The sequence below is a fragment of the Streptomyces sp. f51 genome (genome assembly GCF_037940415.1).
Taxonomy (GTDB): domain Bacteria; phylum Actinomycetota; class Actinomycetes; order Streptomycetales; family Streptomycetaceae; genus Streptomyces.
On record NZ_CP149798.1, the window covers coordinates 12,951 to 31,483 of the forward strand.

The 18,533-nt window shown below is 72.1% G+C and carries 14 protein-coding genes and 1 riboswitch; of the genes, 8 read left to right on the forward strand and 6 right to left on the reverse strand.

Features of this window, described 5'->3' with window-relative positions; all coding sequences use genetic code 11:
• Positions 1-464: 464 nt before the first annotated feature.
• Entirely contained in the window at positions 465-668 is a 204-nt protein-coding gene (locus WJM95_RS00060) for a cold-shock protein (protein WP_037622929.1), read from the reverse strand.
• Between the two features lie 473 nt (positions 669-1,141).
• Between WJM95_RS00060 and WJM95_RS00065 the strand changes: the two genes are divergently transcribed.
• A complete protein-coding gene (locus WJM95_RS00065; protein WP_339127304.1) occupies positions 1,142-2,701 on the forward strand; it encodes a hypothetical protein in 1,560 nt (519 codons plus the stop codon).
• Positions 2,702-2,847: 146 nt separating this feature from the next.
• Positions 2,848-6,984: a bifunctional nitrate reductase/sulfite reductase flavoprotein subunit alpha gene (locus WJM95_RS00070; RefSeq protein WP_339127305.1), complete on the forward strand. Its 4,137-nt coding sequence runs from the start codon at positions 2,848-2,850 to the stop codon at positions 6,982-6,984.
• A gap of 30 nt (positions 6,985-7,014) precedes the next feature.
• Here WJM95_RS00070 and WJM95_RS00075 read toward each other — a convergent pair whose 3' ends face one another.
• Positions 7,015-7,509 carry an NUDIX domain-containing protein gene (locus tag WJM95_RS00075; protein ID WP_339127307.1) on the reverse strand — a complete coding sequence of 165 codons (495 nt, stop codon included), beginning with the start codon at positions 7,507-7,509 and terminating at the stop codon, positions 7,015-7,017.
• Between the two features lie 102 nt (positions 7,510-7,611).
• On the opposite strand from WJM95_RS00075, the gene WJM95_RS00080 reads away from it, so the two are divergent.
• From WJM95_RS00080 to WJM95_RS00095, 4 genes are all read left to right on the forward strand, one after another.
• Positions 7,612-9,423: a methylmalonyl-CoA mutase family protein gene (locus WJM95_RS00080; RefSeq protein WP_339127309.1), complete on the forward strand. Its 1,812-nt coding sequence runs from the start codon at positions 7,612-7,614 to the stop codon at positions 9,421-9,423.
• Positions 9,423-11,597 carry a methylmalonyl-CoA mutase gene (gene scpA / locus WJM95_RS00085; protein WP_339127310.1) on the forward strand — a complete coding sequence of 725 codons (2,175 nt, stop codon included), beginning with the start codon at positions 9,423-9,425 and terminating at the stop codon, positions 11,595-11,597. The genes WJM95_RS00080 and scpA overlap by 1 nt, the downstream gene beginning before the upstream one ends.
• Positions 11,594-12,577, forward strand: a complete 984-nt coding sequence (gene meaB, locus WJM95_RS00090; protein WP_339127312.1) for a methylmalonyl Co-A mutase-associated GTPase MeaB — start codon at positions 11,594-11,596, stop codon at positions 12,575-12,577. The genes scpA and meaB overlap by 4 nt, the downstream gene beginning before the upstream one ends.
• A gap of 434 nt (positions 12,578-13,011) precedes the next feature.
• Positions 13,012-13,863, forward strand: coding sequence for a hypothetical protein (locus WJM95_RS00095; protein ID WP_339127313.1), 852 nt, complete (start codon positions 13,012-13,014; stop codon positions 13,861-13,863).
• Positions 13,864-13,948: 85 nt separating this feature from the next.
• Here WJM95_RS00095 and WJM95_RS00100 read toward each other — a convergent pair whose 3' ends face one another.
• The 4 genes from WJM95_RS00100 to WJM95_RS00115 all read right to left on the reverse strand — a co-directional run bounded on the left by WJM95_RS00100 (position 13,949) and on the right by WJM95_RS00115 (position 16,919).
• Positions 13,949-14,707: a CbtA family protein gene (locus WJM95_RS00100; protein ID WP_339127314.1), complete on the reverse strand. Its 759-nt coding sequence runs from the start codon at positions 14,705-14,707 to the stop codon at positions 13,949-13,951.
• Positions 14,708-14,727: 20 nt separating this feature from the next.
• Positions 14,728-14,949: a CbtB-domain containing protein gene (locus WJM95_RS00105; RefSeq protein ID WP_339127315.1), complete on the reverse strand. Its 222-nt coding sequence runs from the start codon at positions 14,947-14,949 to the stop codon at positions 14,728-14,730.
• A 37-nt stretch (positions 14,950-14,986) separates the two neighbouring features.
• Positions 14,987-15,131: riboswitch (cobalamin riboswitch) on the reverse strand.
• A gap of 70 nt (positions 15,132-15,201) precedes the next feature.
• Positions 15,202-16,275 carry an enoyl-CoA hydratase/isomerase family protein gene (locus WJM95_RS00110; protein WP_339127316.1) on the reverse strand — a complete coding sequence of 358 codons (1,074 nt, stop codon included), beginning with the start codon at positions 16,273-16,275 and terminating at the stop codon, positions 15,202-15,204.
• A 134-nt stretch (positions 16,276-16,409) separates the two neighbouring features.
• Entirely contained in the window at positions 16,410-16,919 is a 510-nt protein-coding gene (locus tag WJM95_RS00115; protein ID WP_339127317.1) for a cupin domain-containing protein, read from the reverse strand.
• A 142-nt stretch (positions 16,920-17,061) separates the two neighbouring features.
• On the opposite strand from WJM95_RS00115, the gene WJM95_RS00120 reads away from it, so the two are divergent.
• Complete coding sequence (locus WJM95_RS00120; protein ID WP_339127318.1) at positions 17,062-17,496, forward strand: Rrf2 family transcriptional regulator; 435 nt, start codon at positions 17,062-17,064, stop codon at positions 17,494-17,496.
• Between the two features lie 44 nt (positions 17,497-17,540).
• Positions 17,541-18,434: a DsbA family protein gene (locus tag WJM95_RS00125; protein ID WP_339135264.1), complete on the forward strand. Its 894-nt coding sequence runs from the start codon at positions 17,541-17,543 to the stop codon at positions 18,432-18,434.
• The last annotated feature ends 99 nt before the right edge of the window (positions 18,435-18,533 follow it).

An 18,533-nucleotide genomic window follows, 5' to 3' on the forward strand; every position in this document is an offset into this window, starting at 1 on the left:
GGTCCGTCGCGGCCGTGTGCGGAGCTCATCCCGAGGGCCGGGACCGCGAACACGTCGTCGACGCGGTCAGGGGCCGGCGAATCGATGGGGAGATCGGCGCCGCCACGCGCGGCATCGGCCGGACGTCGGCGACGTTCGCGGGCCAGGATTCCCGTGCGCCCCGGCGAAGCCCCGAGGGGCCGGACACGGAGGGGACGGGAGAGAGAAGCGACGGCGATCGTGCCGTCACAGCATCGGCGCCCAGGGCGCCGGAAGGGCGGTACGGGCCGCCCGTGGGCGTGTCGCACGCTGCCGGTGTGTCAGTACGCGGCCCGGCGGCCCCTCTTGGGGAGAGGCTCGGCGTCCCACTTGGGGAGAGGCTCGGCGTCCCACTTGGGAGGACCGGCGGGCAGGCGTCGTACGCCGTCCCGCACGGCGCCTCGGTCCTGGTGTCGGACGAGGCGCCGCGCGGTGTGACGCGAAGGTCAGGCGGGGGTGATGTTCTCCGCCTGCGGGCCCTTCTGGCCCTGGGTGATGTCGAACGTCACGGCCTGGCCCTCCTGGAGCTCACGGAAGCCAGTGGCGTTGATGTTGGAGTAGTGGGCGAAGACGTCGGGGCCGCCGCCGTCCTGCGCGATGAAACCGAAGCCCTTTTCGGCGTTGAACCACTTGACAGTTCCGCTGGCCATGCCAGTGCCTCTCATTCGTTGACGGGTCCGCACCGCGCGAACCCGGAGGTAGTCGTCCTGGTCCTCGGGCACTGCACAGCAAAACGCCCGCACCACGGCGCGGGCAGGTACTGCGAACCACGACATCTGCCAGCGACGTTACACGGCGAGAGCGCCTCTCACCAGAGAGCGAGGGCCGTGAGGTGGAGCGGCACTGGAGACACACACGCCCCACGGGGCCCGGTATCCACCGCGCGGGCCTGGTTCCCGGGCCGGTTCGGAGCACGGCCGGCACATGGCTCACCATCACGAACCACCCATCAGGACGGCGCCGGAAGGGACTACGGAGCGGCGCGCATGGTGCGTACGGGACGGGCACGGTCCGGTGTGACACGCGGAACGCAGACACACGACATCCGCTCTGTCGCGCGCCGCTGACTGTCCGTACGCTGTCAACTCAAGTAACTTCAGGCGTGATCGACGGGGGGACCGTCATGTCCTGGGATCATCAAGGTGCTCGTGACGGCTTCGTCGTTCCGCCGATGCCGACCGCTCCGCCACCCGGTCCGGCCAGCCCCTGGCGGGCCGTGGCCGTGGCGTTGCTGAACCTCAGCGGGCTCGGGCTCGGTTACGCCGTGGTGCGCCGCTGGTGGCACATGGCCGTGTGCTGGGCCGCGACGGCGGTCCTGCTCGTCGTGGCGCTGCCCGCTGACCCCGACGGAGTCCCCGGTGCCGCGCTCGTGCTCTACCTGGTCTTCCTGGTGCTGGCCGCCGCGCACGGCGCGTCCGTGGGGCTGCGGACCAGGCTGGCGCTGCTGCCCGGCGCCTTGATCGCCGCCGTGCTCGGCGTGGTCCTGCTGGCCGTGCCCGCCACGGGGGTCGTCCTGTACGACGGGGCACGCGACGAGGCCACGGAGCAGATGCTCCTCGACCGGCTGGACCGGGCCGACCGGCTCGTCGCGCGGTCCGGGAAGCAGGACTTCACGGCGGCCGAGGCCGGCTACCGGCGTGCCCTGTCCGCCTACGACGCGCTCAGCGAGGACCATCCGCACTCCCGCGCGGCCCGGCGTGTGCCCGACCGGCTCAAGACCTACTACGAGACCGTCGCCACCCCGTACGCGCGCCAGGACTACTGCTCCGCCGTGGCGCCCCTGAAGTACCTGCGCACGGTGCCGCGCACGATCGGCAGGAAGCAGCTGGGAGCCCTCGTGAGCTGGCCGGACGACCGGCTGGCCACGTCGCTCTACTCGTGCGCGGCGGCCTCGCTGAGCGCGGGAAGCGAGGGCTGGACCGCGCAGTTCGGCGAGCTGCTTTCGACGTTCCCCAGGTCCCCGCAGGCCGGGAAGGTCGAACCGGCCGTGAGGAGCGCGGTCGACAAGGCGGTGAGGTCGGTGGGCGGCGACGACCCCTGTGCCGCCGTGCAGCGCCTCGACGGCCTCGACACCCAGGTCCGCGGACTGCCCGGGGACCAGGCCGGGGTGACCGACGCACTCGGCAAGGACGCCGACCGGGCCTCGAACAGCGCGCGTTCGGGCGCGTACGCCTGTGGTGTGCGCGAGTACAAGGACGGGAGCTACGCCGACGCCGTCACCACGATGAACGACTTCGCCAAGAACAACCCGCACCACAAGAACCGGGCGCGTGCCCAGAAGATAGCCATCGCCGCCGAGGTCGCGCAGACGGTGCCCGCGGCCGGAAAGCACCTGCCGACCACGGCGTCGGGCGGCGGCATCGCGGTCACGGTCAAGAACGACAGCCCCGACGACATCACCGTCCTGTACACGGGACCTGTGACCGGGAGCTTCACCCTCAAGGGCTGCGGGAAGTGCACCTCGTACGCGCTCGGCACCACGCTCGGCCTCGGCTTCAAGCCGTGCAACGACAGCGGCAAGAACTACCCGCAGCGGACCATCCACCTGCCGGTCGGCACCACGTACTTCGTGCACAAGTCCCGGACCGCCACCGGCAAGTCCCCGGCCTCGGACACCGCGAAGCTCAGGCCGGGCTATGTCTACACGGAGTGCGCGTACACGACGTCGGGGTTCGGGTACTGACGGCCTCGCGCGGACCACACCTCACAGGACTCCGGGCGGTGATGTGTGGAGCGCGTAACCCCTGGTGATCGAGCGGCGTGACAGCGGCGTAATGGGGTCTTCGTAGCGTCGGTGGGGAAAGGTGCCGACCACACGGAGGACCGCTCGTGACCACGACCACCCAGCAGGTGCGGACGGTCTGCTCGTACTGCGGTGTCGGGTGCGGGATGGTCCTCGACATCGGCATGGGGCCCGACGGACGGCGTACGGTCCTCAAGGCCTCCGGCGACAAGGCGCACCCCGCCAACTTCGGGCGGCTGTGCACCAAGGGTGCGACCACCGCCGACATGCTCGCCGCGCCCGGGCGGCTGGCGTCGGCCCTCGTGCGGGCCGAACGGGGAGCCGAGGCCGTGCCCGCCCCGGTGGACACCGCGATCGCGGAGACGGCCCGCCGGCTGCGGGCGGTGATCGACGAGCACGGTCCCGACGCCTTCGCGCTGTACGTGTCGGGGCAGATGAGCCTGGAGGCCCAGTATCTGGCGAACAAGCTGGCCAAGGGCTTCGTCGGGACCAACCAGATCGAGTCGAACTCCCGGCTGTGCATGGCCAGCGCGGGCACCGGGTACAAGCTGTCGCTGGGCGCGGACGGCCCGCCCGGGTCGTACCAGGACTTCGAGCACGCCGACGTCTTCCTCGTGATCGGCTCCAACATGGCCGACTGCCATCCCATCCTGTTCCTGCGGATGATGGACCGGGTCAAGTCGGGCGGAGCCAAGCTGATCGTCGTCGACCCGCGACGCACCGCGACCGCGGACAAGGCGGACCTGTTCCTGCCGGTCAGGTCCGGCACGGACCTGGCACTCCTCAACGGCCTGCTGCACCTGTTGCACGAGAACGGGCACACCGACCCCGATTTCATCGCCGCGCACACCGAGGGCTGGGAGGCGATGCCGGAGTTCCTGGCCGGCTACCCGCCCGCCGCGGTCGCGGACATCACGGGCGTCCCGGAGGACGACCTGCGCGAGGCGGCCCGGCTCATCGGCGAGGCCGGGGAGTGGATGAGCTGCTGGACCATGGGCCTCAACCAGTCGACGCACGGCACCTGGAACACGAACGCGCTGGTCAATCTTCATCTGGCGACGGGCGCGGTCTGCCGGCCAGGCAGCGGCCCCTTCTCGCTGACCGGCCAGCCCAACGCCATGGGCGGCCGGGAGATGGGCTACATGGGTCCGGGGCTGCCCGGCCAGCGGTCGGTCCTGGTCGACGAGGACCGGGCCTTCGTGGAGGACCTGTGGGACCTGGCCCCGGGCACTTTGCGCGAGGACGGGACCGGGCAGGGCACGGTGGAGATGTTCCGCAGGATGGCCGACGGGGACATCAAGGCCTGCTGGATCATCTGCACGAACCCGGTCGCCTCCGTCGCCAACCGCAGGACCGTAATCGAGGGCCTGGAGCGGGCCGAGTTCGTGGTCGCCCAGGACGTGTTCGCCGAGACGGAGACCAACGCGTACGCGGACGTGGTCCTGCCGGGCGCCCTGTGGACCGAGACCGAGGGCGTCCTCGTCAACAGCGAGCGCAACGTGACGCTCGCCCGGCCCGCGGTCGAGCCGCCCGGGGAGGCGATGGCGGACTGGCGGATCATCGCCGCCGTCGCCCGCGCGATGGGCTACGAGCGGGGCTTCTCGTACGGCAGCGCGGAAGAGGTGTTCGCCGAGATCAGGCGCGCCCACAACCCGAAGACCGGCTACGACCTGCGGGGCGTCAGCTACGAACGGCTGCGGTCCACCCCGGTCCAGTGGCCCTCGGCGCGCGAGGACGGGCCCGACCGCAACCCGATCCGCTATCTGGACGAACACGGCGGGGGTCCCGTGTTCCCCACGGCCGGCGGGCGGGCGAGGTTCTTCGCCCGCCCGCACCTGCCTCCCGCCGAGATGCCGGACGACGACTACCCGTACGTCCTGAACACCGGCCGGGTGCAGCACCAGTGGCACACCCTCACCAAGACCGGCCGGGTCGCCAAGCTCAACAAGCTCAACCCCGGGCCGTTCGTGGAGGTGCACCCGGACGACGCCGCCGTGCTCGGTGTCGCCGACGGCGACTCGGTGGAGGTCGCCTCGCGGCGCGGCCGCGCGGTGCTGCCCGCGGTGGTGACCGACCGGGTGCGGCCGGGCTGCTGTTTCGCGCCCTTCCACTGGAACGACCTGTTCGGCGAGTACCTGAGTGTCAACGCGGTCACCAGCGACGCCGTCGACCCGCTGTCCTTCCAGCCGGAGTTCAAGGTGTGCGCGGTGTCGCTGACGAAGGTGGCGACCCCGGTGACCGTGACGGCGCCGCACACGGCCACGGTCGCGGCCCCGGCCACGCCGGGGCCCGGGACCGACGCGCATGCGGCCGTCGCGGTGGCCGCGCCGCCCGCGGGTCCCGCGAGCGCCTTCGGCCTCGAACCCGCCCCGCCGCCGGTCCTCGCCGAGCACGAGCGCCTGTACCTGATCGGTTTCCTCTCCGGCATCGAACCGGGCGCTTCCGGCGTACCCGTGCTGCCGCCGGGCGCGCCCTTCACTCCCGAGCACGCCCTGTGGGTGAACGGCGTCCTCGCGGGCCTGTACTCCCGGGCCGCTCCGGGCGCACCGCCCGCGGACCCGACGCCCGCGGGACCCGTCCGGGAGGTCGTCGTCCTGTGGGCCTCGCAGACCGGCAACGCCGAGGAGTTCGCCACCGCCGCCGCCGACCGGCTCACCACCACGGGACACAGGGCCACGCTGGTCGGCATGGACGACGCCCACCCGGGAGAGCTGCCGGCGGGCGCCGACGTCCTGCTCATCACCAGCACGTTCGGCGACGGGGACGCCCCCGACAACGGCTCCGGGTTCTGGGACGCCCTGGCCGCACCCGACACCCCCCGCCTCGACGGGCTGCGCTACGCCGTCCTCGCGTTCGGCGACTCCTCCTACGACGACTTCTGCGGGCACGGCCGCCGCCTCGACCAGCGCCTCGGTGAACTGGGCGCCGTGCGGCTCGCGCCCCGCACCGACTGCGAACCCGACTACGGGCCCTCGGCCACGGCCTGGCTCGACCAGGTCCTCGCCTCCCTGACCGGGAGCACGGAACCAGCGGCGTCGGAGACGGCACCCGCCCAGGGACCGCCTTCCGTGGCACCGGTGGCACCGCCCGCCGCCCCGCCGAAGAGGCCCGCCCCCGTCACCGCCCGCCTGACCGGGAACGAGCTGCTCAGTCTGCCCGGGGCGGGCAAGGAGGTACGGCGTTTCACCTTCGACACACGGGACAGCGCGACCCCGCTCGTCTACCAGGCGGGCGACGCACTCGGCGTACGTCCCGTCAACTCCCACGGACTCGTGACGGAATGGCTGGCCACCACCGGACTCGCCCCGGACGGCGCCGTGCGTCTGGACGGAAGCGGTGAGATCCCGTTCCACGACGCCCTGCACCGGCATCTGGACATCACCCGGATCACTCCCGGACTGCTGCGCTTCGTCGCCGCCCGCACCCACGACCGGGCGCTCAAGAAGCTGCTGCGCCCCGACAACAAGGACGAACTCGCCCGCTGGTCCTGGGGACGGCAGGCGGTCGACCTCGTCGCCGAACACCCGGTCCGGGCCGACGCCCAGGAGTGGGCCGAGGTGCTCAAGCCGCTCCAGCCCCGGCTGTACTCCATATCCTCCAGCCCCCTGACCGCCCCCGGCCTCGTCTCGCTGACGGTCTCCGTCGTCCGCTACGAGAGCCCCGCCGGACGCCCGCGGCAGGGAGTCTGCTCAGCGTTCCTCGCGGACGCGGCCCTCGGCACACCGGTACCGGTCTTCGTCCAGCCCTCCCCCAGGTTCCGGCCTCCCGCCGACCCGGCCACCCCCATGGTCATGGTGGGCCCCGGCACCGGGGTGGCGCCCTTCATCGGCTTCCTGCACGAGCGGCGCGCCCTCGGCCACGGCGGGCCCAACTGGCTGTTCTTCGGCGAACAGCACCGGGCCACCGACTTCTACTACGAGGACGAGCTGGCCGCCCTGCTCGCCGACGGCACCCTCAGCCGCCTGGACACGGCCTTCTCCCGCGACCAGCGGGCCAAGGTCTACGTCCAGGACCGGATGCGCGAGCACGGTCCCCAGCTGTGGTCCTGGCTGCGGGACGGAGCGCACTTCTACGTGTGCGGCGACGCGTCCCGCATGGCCAGGGACGTCGACCAGGCCCTGCGGGACATCGCCGTCACGCACGGCGGCCACAGCGCGGAGGGCGCCGCCGCGTACGTCAAACAGCTCACGGCCGAGAGGCGGTACGTCCGCGACGTGTACTGACCTCGGCCGGGGCCCGGACGTCGCTCCCGGCTAGACGGGGCCTCCGCCGGGAGTGAAGCCCAGGTCGACGGGTGTCGTGGGCGGACCGACCCGCCGTACTGACTCCAGCAGTTCCGGAAGCCGGGGCGGCCACAGCGCCTCCGCCGGGGCGGACAGCTCGTGCGGCGACCACCACCGGCCCTCAAGAATGCCTTCCGCCGCCTGGAACGAGCCAAGTTCGCGACCCGGCACCCTGCGCGGCCCGTACGCGAGGAAGATGTGCTCGTACTGCCGCACCGGAACGCCGATGCGGGTGAAGTCGTGCTCCCAGAAGCACAGCGGCGTGCCCGCGAGTTCGATGTCCGTCCAGCCGGTCTCCTCCCGCACCTCGCGCACGGCCGCCTGGTGCGGGGTCTCCCCCGGGTCCAGTCCGCCGCCGGGCAACGCCCAGTGGACGCCGACCTCCTCGTTGTCGTACCGGAACATGAAGACGGCGCCGTCCGGGTCCAGCACCGCGACTCTGGCTGCCTGTCTGGGTATCCGCATCGGCTCAGCGTGGCAGAGAGATCTGGATCACCGCCACCGAGAGGTCAAGGTCACAGGCTCGGCCTCTGCTGTCGCCCTAGTGCTCTGACCTAGCATCCGAGCATGACAGTCCTGCCCAACGACGGGCTCGCGCTGGCCGCCGAGTTCCCTTCCGCGACCCATGACCAGTGGCAACTCCTGGTAGAAGGCGTGCTGCGCAAATCGGGCAAGGAGGCCTCGGGCCCGGCAGCCGAGGACGCCCTGTCCACGCGGCTCGAGGACGGGCTCACCACCAGGCCCCTCTACACCGCGCGCGACACGGCCGCCGACGCCGGTTTCCCCGGCTTCGCCCCCTTCGTCCGGGGCGGCAGGCCCGAGGGCAACACGGCGGGCGGCTGGGACGTACGGCAGCGGCACACGGCGGCGGACAACGCCCTGGTCCTCGGCGACCTGGAGAACGGCGTCACCTCGCTGTGGCTCACGGTCGGCGCGGGCGGCATCCCGGTCACCTCGCTCGACGCGGTCCTGGACGGGGTGTACCTCGACCTGGCGCCCGTCGTCCTGGACGCGGGAGCCGACGTCGAAGCGGCGGCCGAGGAGTTGCTGCGGCTGTACGCGGCGCGCGGTGTCGCGGCGGATGCCGCGCGCGGCAACCTCGGCGCGGACCCGCTCGGCCACGAGGCACGCACGGGCGTGGCCACGGACCTCGACACGGTCGTCCCGCTCGCGCTGCGCTGCGCCCGCGAGTACCCGGGACTGCGGGCGCTGACCGTCGACGCGCTCCCGTACCACGAGGCCGGCGGCTCGGCCGCGCAGGAGCTGGGGGCCTCGCTGGCGACCGGTGTCGCCTATCTGCGCGAGCTGACCGAAGCGGGCCTGTCCGTCGAACAGGCCTGCGCCCAGCTGGAGTTCCGGTACGCGGCGACCGCCGACCAGTTCCTGACGATCGCCAAGCTGCGCGCGGCGCGCCGGCTGTGGGCGCGGGTCGCCGAGGTGTGCGGGGCGCCCGCCGCGGGTGCGCAGACGCAGCACGCCGTGACCTCGCCGGTGATGATGTCGCGCCGTGACCCGTGGGTGAACATGCTGCGCGCGACCATCGCGACGCTCGCGGCCGGTGTGGGCGGCGCCGACTCCGTCACCGTCCTGCCCTTCGACCACGCGCTCGGTCTGCCGGACGCGTTCGCGCGGCGCATCGCCCGCAACACCTCGACGATCCTCATCGAGGAGTCGCACCTGTCCCGGGTGATCGACCCGGCGGGCGGCTCCTGGTACGTGGAGAAGCTGACCGACGAACTCGCCCACGCGGGCTGGGAGTTCTTCCAGGGCATCGAGCGGGACGGCGGCCAGGCCGCGGTGCTGCGCTCGGGCCGGCTGGCGCGCGACCTGGCGGACACCTGGGCGGCCCGTTCGGTGAAGCTCGCCAAGCGGCGCGAACCCATCACCGGGGTCAGCGAGTTCCCGCATCTGGCGGAGCGTCCGGTGGAGCGCGCGCCCGCTCCCGAGGCGCCGTCCGGCGGTCTGCCGCGGGTGCGCCGCGACGAGGCGTACGAGGAGCTGCGGGCCCGCTCCGACGCGCATCTCGCCGCCACCGGGGCCCGTCCCCGGATCTATCTGGCCACGATCGGACCCGCCGCCGCGCACACCGCGCGCAGCACCTTCGTGGCGAACCTGTTCCAGGCCGGCGGCATCGAGCCGGTCACGGAGGGCTCGTTCGCGGACAGCGGCGCCACCGAGGCGGTCCTGTGCTCCAGCGACGCGCTGTACGAGGAGCAGGCCGCGAGCACGGCCGAGGCCCTCGCCGCGGCCGGGGCCCGGCACGTCTTCCTGGCTGGCCGCCCCGCGGACCACGCCGGGGTCGACTCCTACGTCTTCGCGGGCTGCGACGCCGTCGCCGTCCTCTCCGCCACCCTCGACCGCATGGGAGTGTCCTCCTGATGGGAATCCCCGACTTCTCCGGGATCGACCTGGGGACCCCCACCGCCGAGGGCGGCGCCGACGAGTGGAAGGCCGCCGCGGGCAAGGCCACGGGCGCCGGTGACACGTTCTGGGAGACCCCGGAGGGCATCGCGGTCAAGCCGCTGTACACCGGCCGTGACGTGGAGGGCCTGGACTTCCTGGAGACCTACCCGGGCGTGGCGCCGTACCTGCGCGGTCCGTACCCGACGATGTACGTCAACCAGCCCTGGACGATCCGCCAGTACGCGGGCTTCTCCACGGCCGAGGAGTCCAACGCCTTCTACCGCCGCAACCTCGCCGCGGGCCAGAAGGGTCTGTCGATCGCCTTCGACCTGCCCACGCACCGCGGTTACGACAGCGACCACCCCCGGGTGACGGGCGACGTCGGCATGGCGGGCGTGGCCATCGACTCCATCTACGACATGCGGCAGCTCTTCGACGGCATCCCGCTGGACAAGATGACCGTGTCGATGACGATGAACGGCGCGGTGCTGCCCGTCCTCGCGCTGTACATCGTGGCGGCGGAGGAGCAGGGCGTACCGCCCGAGAAGCTGGCCGGAACCATTCAGAACGACATTCTGAAGGAGTTCATGGTCCGCAACACCTACATCTACCCGCCGAAGCCATCGATGCGGATCATCTCCGACATCTTCGCGTACACCTCGCAGCGGATGCCGCGCTACAACTCCATCTCCATCTCCGGGTACCACATCCAGGAGGCGGGCGCGACGGCCGACCTGGAGCTGGCGTACACCCTCGCGGACGGTGTGGAGTACATCCGGGCGGGGCGCGAGGCGGGCCTGGACGTGGACGCGTTCGCGCCGCGGCTCTCGTTCTTCTGGGCGATCGGCATGAACTTCTTCATGGAGATCGCCAAGATGCGGGCGGCGCGCCTGCTGTGGGCCAAGATGGTCCGCCAGTTCGACCCGAAGAACTCCAAGTCCCTCTCCCTGCGGACCCATTCGCAGACGTCGGGCTGGTCGCTGACCGCGCAGGACGTGTTCAACAACGTCACGCGTACGTGTGTGGAGGCCATGGCCGCGACCCAGGGGCACACCCAGTCGCTGCACACCAACGCCCTCGACGAGGCGCTGGCCCTGCCCACCGACTTCTCCGCGAGGATCGCCCGCAACACGCAGCTGCTGATCCAGCAGGAGTCCGGCACGACCCGGGTCATCGACCCGTGGGGCGGCAGCGCGTACATCGAGAAGCTGACCTACGACCTCGCCCGGCGTGCCTGGCAGCACATCGAGGAGGTCGAGGCGGCGGGCGGCATGGCGCAGGCCATCGACGCCGGTATCCCCAAGCTGCGCATCGAGGAGGCGGCGGCCCGCACCCAGGCCCGCATCGACTCGGGGCGCCAGCCGGTCATCGGCGTCAACAAGTACCGCGTGGAGACCGACGAGCAGATCGACGTCCTCAAGGTCGACAACTCCTCCGTGCGCACGCAGCAGATCGAGAAGCTGCGCCGGCTGCGGGCCGAGCGCGACGGCCGGGCGGTCCAGGAGGCGCTGGAGGACCTGACGCGGGCGGCGGCCGGTGAGGGCAACCTGCTGGAGCTGGCGGTGCGCGCGGCCCGCGCGAAGGCCACCGTCGGCGAGATCTCCGACGCGCTGGAGAAGGTGTACGGGCGGCACGCGGGCCAGATCCGTACGATCTCCGGGGTGTACCGCAACGAGGCAGGGGAGTCCCCGTCCGTGGACCGTACCCGCACGCTGGTGGACGCGTTCGAGGAGGCCGAGGGCCGGCGCCCGCGCATCCTGGTCGCCAAGATGGGCCAGGACGGTCACGACCGCGGCCAGAAGGTGATCGCGACGGCCTTCGCCGACCTCGGTTTCGACGTCGACGTCGGCCCGCTGTTCCAGACGCCGGGCGAGGTGGCCCGGCAGGCGGTCGAGGCGGACGTGCACATCGTGGGCGTCTCGTCGCTGGCCGCCGGACACCTCACCCTCGTACCGGCGCTGCGCGAGGAGCTGGCGGCCGAGGGGCGTGAGGACATCATGATCGTGGTCGGCGGGGTGATCCCGCCGCAGGACGTGCCGACGCTGCTGGAGATGGGCGCCGCGGCGGTCTTCCCGCCCGGGACGGTGATCCCGGACGCGGCGTACGACCTCGTCCAGCGGCTCTCTGCCGACCTCGGGCACGACCTGTGATCGAACTCGACACCTATGTCAAGGGTGTGCTCGACGGGAAGCGGGCGCTCGTCGCCCGCGCCATCACGCTCGTCGAGTCCACCCGGCCCCAGCACCGGGCGCTGGCACAGGAGTTGCTGACCGAGCTGCTCCCGTACAGCGGTCAGGCGCGGCGGATCGGTGTCAGCGGGGTGCCGGGTGTCGGCAAGTCGACGTTCATCGACGCGTTCGGCACGATGCTGACCTCGCTCGGACACCGGGTCGCGGTGCTCGCCGTCGACCCGTCCTCCAGCCGTACGGGCGGCTCGATCCTCGGCGACAAGACGCGGATGGAGCGGCTCGCCGTGGACCCGGCCGCGTTCATCCGGCCCTCCCCCACGGCCGGGACGCTCGGCGGGGTGGCGAAGGCGACCCGCGAGTCGATCGTGGTGATGGAGGCGGCCGGCTACGACGTGGTGCTGGTGGAGACGGTCGGCGTCGGACAGTCCGAGACCGCGGTCGCCAACATGGTCGACTCCTTCCTGCTGTTGACGCTGGCCCGTACCGGGGACCAGTTGCAGGGCATCAAGAAGGGTGTCCTGGAGCTGGCGGACGTGATCGCCGTCAACAAGGCGGACGGCCCGCACCAGCGGGACGCGCAGTCCGCCGCCCGTGAACTGGCGGGCGCGCTGCGGCTGATGCACGGCAAGGACGCCGTCTGGACGCCGCCGGTGCTCAGTTGCAGCGCCCGGGAGGCGGCAGGTCTCGACACCGTCTGGGACCGGCTTGAGCAGCACCGGAAGCTGCTCGACTCGACCGGCGCGCTCGCCGGGAAGCGGCGCGACCAGCAGGTGGACTGGACCTGGACCATGGTCCGGGACGAGCTCCTGGGCCGTCTGCACGCCGATCGGGCGGTACGGGCCGTCGCTCCCGATCTCGAACGGCAGGTCCGCGAGGGCGGGTTGACGGCGACGCTCGCGGCGGAGCGGATTCTGAAGGTCTTCGGCGGCGAGAGCCGCTGACTCGAACGGCGGTGGCGGGGCAGGTCGGAGCCCGGCCACCGCTCGGACCCGCGGTCGCGGGCCGGACACCGCACCCGTGCTCCGGCCCCGCCCGCCGCGGCGCCGGGTGACCGCTCGAACGGTCCCCGAAGCGGCCGCGGCCGCCGGGCGCACCGCACCTCATGAACACGGGCCGCCCGGCCGCCGTACACAGGAGCACCGGAAACCTTCCGGTGCTCCCACTCTTTGGCCCTCAGGCGTCTCGCCCCCGGGCCTTCGAGCCGGACGGTCGTTGCTATCGGGCGAGGTGCAGACGGTGCCGAGAACCAGAGTGGGATCAGCACGGGCGCGGTACGTCAATACGTATGCCGCGCGTGTTCAGGACGCGTTCAGGTTGACCTTGTCAAGGTTCGACAGAGATCAAATCCCCCACACACCGCAGGAGCACCCTTTTGATGACGCAGTCCGTGATGAAGAAGCTGCCCGAGGTGACTCTGGCCTTCTGGATCATGAAGATCGCCGCGACGACCCTGGGTGAGACGGCGGGTGACCTGTTCGCCCAGACCCTCAAGCTCGGCTACTTCGTGACCACGATCATCCTGTTCCTGCTGTTCGTCGTGACACTGGTCGTCCAGCTCAGGTCCCGCCGGTACAACCCGTTCTTCTACTGGACCGTGATCCTGTCGACCAGCATGGCCGGCACCACGATGTCCGACTTCATGAACCGCGACGCCAGCGCCAAGTACCTCTCGGGCGGCGCCACTTCGCTCGGCTGGGGCCCGCAGGGGCTCGGTCTGGGCTACCCCGAGGGCGCGGCCATCCTGATCTCGCTCCTCCTGGCGATCTTCCTCGCCTGGAAACTGAGCGGGATGACCTTCCAGATCCGGGACATCGTCACCTTCCGCGGCGAGGCCCTGTTCTGGTCGGCGATCCTCGTCTCCAACACCCTCGGCACGTCGATGGGCGACTTCCTCTCCGACAGCTCCGGCCTCGGCTATCTGGGCGGGGCGCTGCTCGTCACGGGGCTGCTGGCGGTGCTCGTCGCGCTGATGAGGGTTCCGTCGGTGTCGAACGTCCTGCTGTTCTGGATCGCGTTCGTCCTCACCCGCCCGCTCGGCGCGACGGCCGGCGACTTCCTCACCAAGCCGCTCGCCAAGGGCGGACTCGACCTCGGCACCGCGGGCTCGTCGGCCGTGCTGCTCGTCGTCCTGTTCGGCCTCATGGCCTACGCGCAGGTCCAGGAGCGCCGGGGTGCCGAGCCCGGTCCGGAGGCGGAGGCGGTCCGGCAGGAGGCCGGCAGCCGGTGAGACCGGCCTCGGGCCCGTCTCCGCGGGCATGACGTGAAAGAGCCCCTCGGACGGTTCCGAGGGGCTCTCTCACGTACTGGAGGACTCAGCCCGCAGTCGGAACCGTTCGCCCGGAGGCGACGGCCGCGGGCTTGGGGTTGAGCATGCGTTCGGCCAACTCGCCGAAGACCAGGCCGAATCCGGCCCACAGGACGGTCTGGATGGCCAGGGCGGAGAGCCTGAACCGCCACAGCAGGGTGGCCGGGAAGTCCTTCGGCACCTCGTTGATGACGGGCAGGAACGCGTAGGCCAGGCCGATCGCGACGGCGAAGGCGGCGACCGCGGTGACGGTGGCGTACCAGGTGCCGAGGCTCGGGGCGAGGCGCTTGCCGAGGATGGTGGCACCCACCGCGAGGAGCACGCTGAGGACCATCATCAGGAAGTACAGGGCGGTCCGCTTGCCGATGGTGTCGGGGTCGCCCACCGACGGCGGGTTGGCCGGGTACTTCAGGAACGGCACGACGTACACGGCCAGGAGCGCGGTCCCCGACAGCAGGAGCGCGGTCGCGCGCGGGCCGAAGCGGCCCACGCGGCCGAGCGCGAAGCAGTAGGCGAGGGCCGCGATGCCGCCGAAGGAGACGCCGTAGACGAGGACGCCGGTGGCGAGACCCGCGGTGGACTGGAGGCTGCGGGAGACGAGTTCGACCTCGTGCCCGTGTGCGTGGGAGTGGGCCTCCTCGAAGCCGATGGCGCTGTCGACGGTCGGTTCACCGAGCAAGTAGGCGACGACCAGGGCGAGTACACCGGCCGCCAGGCCGGCGAGCATGCCGCGCACGAGCAGGTTTCTTACCGTTGCGGAGTTCATGATGAGCGCTCTCCCTCGCGTCAGTGGCAGGGGAAGCCGAGCAGGTGGCGGGCGTCGTGGACCCACTCGTGGACGTCCTCGCCGGAGACGACGGAGGTGGCGCCCTGTTCGGCGCCGACGAAGTACAGAAGGACCAGCATCAGGATGCCGAAGAAGACCGCCCAGGGGACGATCGCACCGATCGGCAGCTTGGCGGGGAGAGCGGAAGGGGTGGCTGTCGGCGGAGCGACGGTCTGCGCCATGGCAGGACCTCCTCGGGAGTTCGCGTCCCATCTCGGTGGTGCACAGGATGTCGTCTACGGGTCTGACTCACGCGGCGCCCGGTGTGGCCGGGCGTCGCGCTCACAGTGGCGCGACCGTGCCGGATTTCCGCCGGCTTCCGTCTTGACGTCATCGATATCGCACCGACCGTACCGTGTGCCGCGCGGCTGGCCAAGACCGCGCCAACCGGGGTGATCTTCCTCTCGTCCCAGGTGACGGGTCCCCGCCGACCGTCAGAAGCCGCCGTCGGACAGCCCGAGTTCACGCTCGCCGAGCGGGGCGAAGAAGCGCTCGACGTCGGCGTCGGTGACCTCGTCGAGGGTGGCAGGGGACCAGCGCGGCCGACGGTCCTTGTCGATGATCTGGGCGCGGACGCCCTCCACCAGGTCGGGGGCGGACAGGGCCGCGCAGGACACCCGGTACTCCTGGTTCAGCACCGCCTCCAGGGATCCGAGCCTCCGGGCCCGGCGCACGGCGGTCAGGGTGACCTTCAGGGCGGTGGGCGACTTGCCGAGCAGGATCTCCGCCGTCTCCTTGGCCTCCGGGTCCCCGGCCGCGAGCAGTCGGCGGATGATCTCCTCGACCGTGGCGGCGCCGTAGCAGGCGTCGATCCACTCGCGCCGCTCCCCGAGCCCCGCCGGGGGCGCGGGCCGCGTGTGCGCGGCCAGTGCCTCCGCCACGGGCCGGTCCGCGAGGTCGGACATCAGCCGCGGCAGCGCGGCGGAGGGCACGTAGTGGTCGGCCAGTCCGCACAGGATCGCGTCCCCGGCACCGATCGAGGCGCCGGTCAGGGCGAGATGGGTGCCGAGTTCACCCGGGGCCAGGCCGAGCAGCCGGGTGCCGCCGACGTCGGGGACGAATCCGATGCCGGTCTCCGGCATGGCGACGCGCGAGCGTTCGGTGACGATGCGGACGCCGCCGTGCGCGGAGATCCCGACGCCGCCGCCCATGACGATGCCGTCCATGACCGCCACGTAGGGCTTGGGGTAGCGCGCGATCCGGGCGTTGAGGTGGTACTCGTCCCGCCAGAACGCGGCGGAGGCGGTGCCGTCCCCGTCCCGCGCGTCGTCGTGGACGACCCGGATGTCTCCGCCCGCGCACAGCCCGCGCTCCCCCGCGCCGGATACGACGACGATGTCGACGGCGGGGTCGTGCTCCCAGACGGTGAGCGCCTCGTCGATCCGGCGCACCATCGCGTGGTTGAGGGCGTTCAGCGCACGGGGCCGGTTGAGGGTGAGGTGGGCGGCCCGTCCGTCGGTGCGGAGCAGGACGGAGTCCTCGGCGCCCGGCGCCCCGGTGCCGTTCACTGGGACGCCTCCGCCGGACGGCCGGCCACGATGACGCGCATGATCTCGGTGGTTCCTTCCACGGTCGGTTCGATCCCGCCGGTCACGGCGATCTCCCCGCTACGGTACCCACCGGGCGACCGGGCCCCGTCCCGTCAGGCCTCCTCGCCCTCCCCGAGCGCGTACAGGCGCGGCAGGTTGACCACGATCGCCTCCTGGGTGCTGCGGGCGATCACGACGACGGCCTCCTCTTCGGAATCCGGGTTCTCCTCGCGGTGCGGAACGAACGGCGGCACGAAGATGTAGTCACCGGGCGAGGTGCGCAGGCGTACCTCCTCGGGCCCGTCCCCCGAGTCGTCGACGAAGACGAACTCGGGGTGCCCGCTCACCACGTGGATCGCGGTCTCGGACTCTCCGTGGTGATGGTCCGAGGACGCGGTGGAGGGGGCGACGTGGGTCTGGCCCATCCACAGCTTCTCGGATCCGACGGTGGTGCCGCTGACGGCGGCGAATCGGCGCATGCCTCCCGTCTGCGCCGTGTCGCCGTCGAGGGCGTCGGCGCGGATGTGGTGCAGACGGGCGCGCAGAGGGCGTCCGGACTGCGCTGCGGCGTCCGGGAGATGGGGGTGGAAACCTTCGCCTGGGGTCGTGGGCGGCTCGCTCATGGACGGGGACGCTAGAGCGGCCCGGAAAAGGATGTCAAGAGGTGTCCATTGCCATTCACCTGCGGCAATGTTCCCGCAATGTATGCGGGGAAGCGATGGAGACCCGGTCGGCGGACGCCGCCGTGTCAGGCATCATGTGCGCATGCATATCTCCGCGAAGGCGGACTACGCCACGCGGGCCCTGCTGGAGCTCGCCCGCGAACCGGCCCGCCCGCTCACCTGCGAGTCCATGGCCTCCTCACAGCACGTTCCGTTCCGGTTCCTCAAGTCCGTGGTGGGCGAGTTGCGCCGGGCAGGACTGGTACGCAGCCAGCGTGGTTGCGAGGGCGGGTACTGGCTCGGCCGGCCCGCCGACGAGATCACCCTGCTGGACGTCGTACGCGCCGTGGACGGTGAGCTGATCACCTTGCGGGGCGAGCCACTGGCCGGGCTCGACTACCCGGGGCCCGCCTCCGGACTCCCCGGGATATGGCGCCGTATCGAGGCCGACGCGGCGGCGGTGCTGGGCGGGACGACGCTCGCCGCGCTGCTGCCCGCCGGCGCGGCCGGGCGGATGGACCGGGAGGGAGCCGCGTGAACCGCGCCCCGGGCGGGACGGCGCCCGAGGCGGACGCCGGGGACATGGTGGAGGTCGTGGAGTACACCGACCCGCTGTGTCCCTGGGCCTGGGGATCGGAGCCGGTGTTCCGCGGGCTGCGCGCCGCGCTGGCCGGCCGGGTCCGCTGGCGGCGCGTGTACTGCGTCCTGTTCGAGGACGACGACGACCCGCCGCCCGACCCCGCCGCGGAGACCGCCTGGTACGCGCGGTACGTCGAGGACGTCGGCGCCCACACGGGGGCCCCGCGGGCGCGGCGGCTGAGCCGGGTCGCGGCGAGTTCCTGGCCCTCCTCGCTGGCGGCCAAGGCCGCGGAGCGGCAGGGCGAGGAAGTGGCCGAGCGGGTGCTGCGGCGGCTGCGGGAGAGCGTGTTCGTACGGGGTGAACCGGCGGACACGGCGGCGCTGGCACTGTCCGCGGTCCGGGGCGTGCCCGGCCTCGACCATGGGCGGCTCGCGGCCGACGCGGCGTCAACGGCCGTACGGGAAGCGGTACTCGCCGACCGGGCCGAGGCGCGCCGACCGGTCGCCGAGGTCCTGTCGGTGCGCGGCGGCTCGCCGCATCCCGGCGCCGCGAAGGAGACCGCCGAGGGCGGGCACCGCTACGCGCTGCCGACGCTCCTGGTGCGCGCTCCCGGAGGTCATCGCGTCGTCCCCGGCTGGCGGCCGTACGAGGAGTACGCGGCGGCGTTCGAGGAGTTGAGCCCCGTGCTGCCGACGAGGCCCGCGCGGCCGGCGGCGGAGGAGGCGCTCGCGCGGTACCGGAGCCTGACCGGCCCCGAGGCGGCGGTCCTGAGCGACGGTCCGTGGCCTCCCCGGGACGCCGTGCGCGTCGAGACCGGCAACGGCCCGCTGTGGCTGCACCCGGACGAGGCCGCCGTACACCCGGCGCGCGACGGCGACGCTCCCGCGGCACCCTGAGGGCCCTCCGGCGGACGGCCCGACGCTCTTCCCGCCGACGGGCGGTCCGACGGTCCTCACGCGGCGGTCGGGCGTGGCGGACGATCCGGTGGTCTTCCC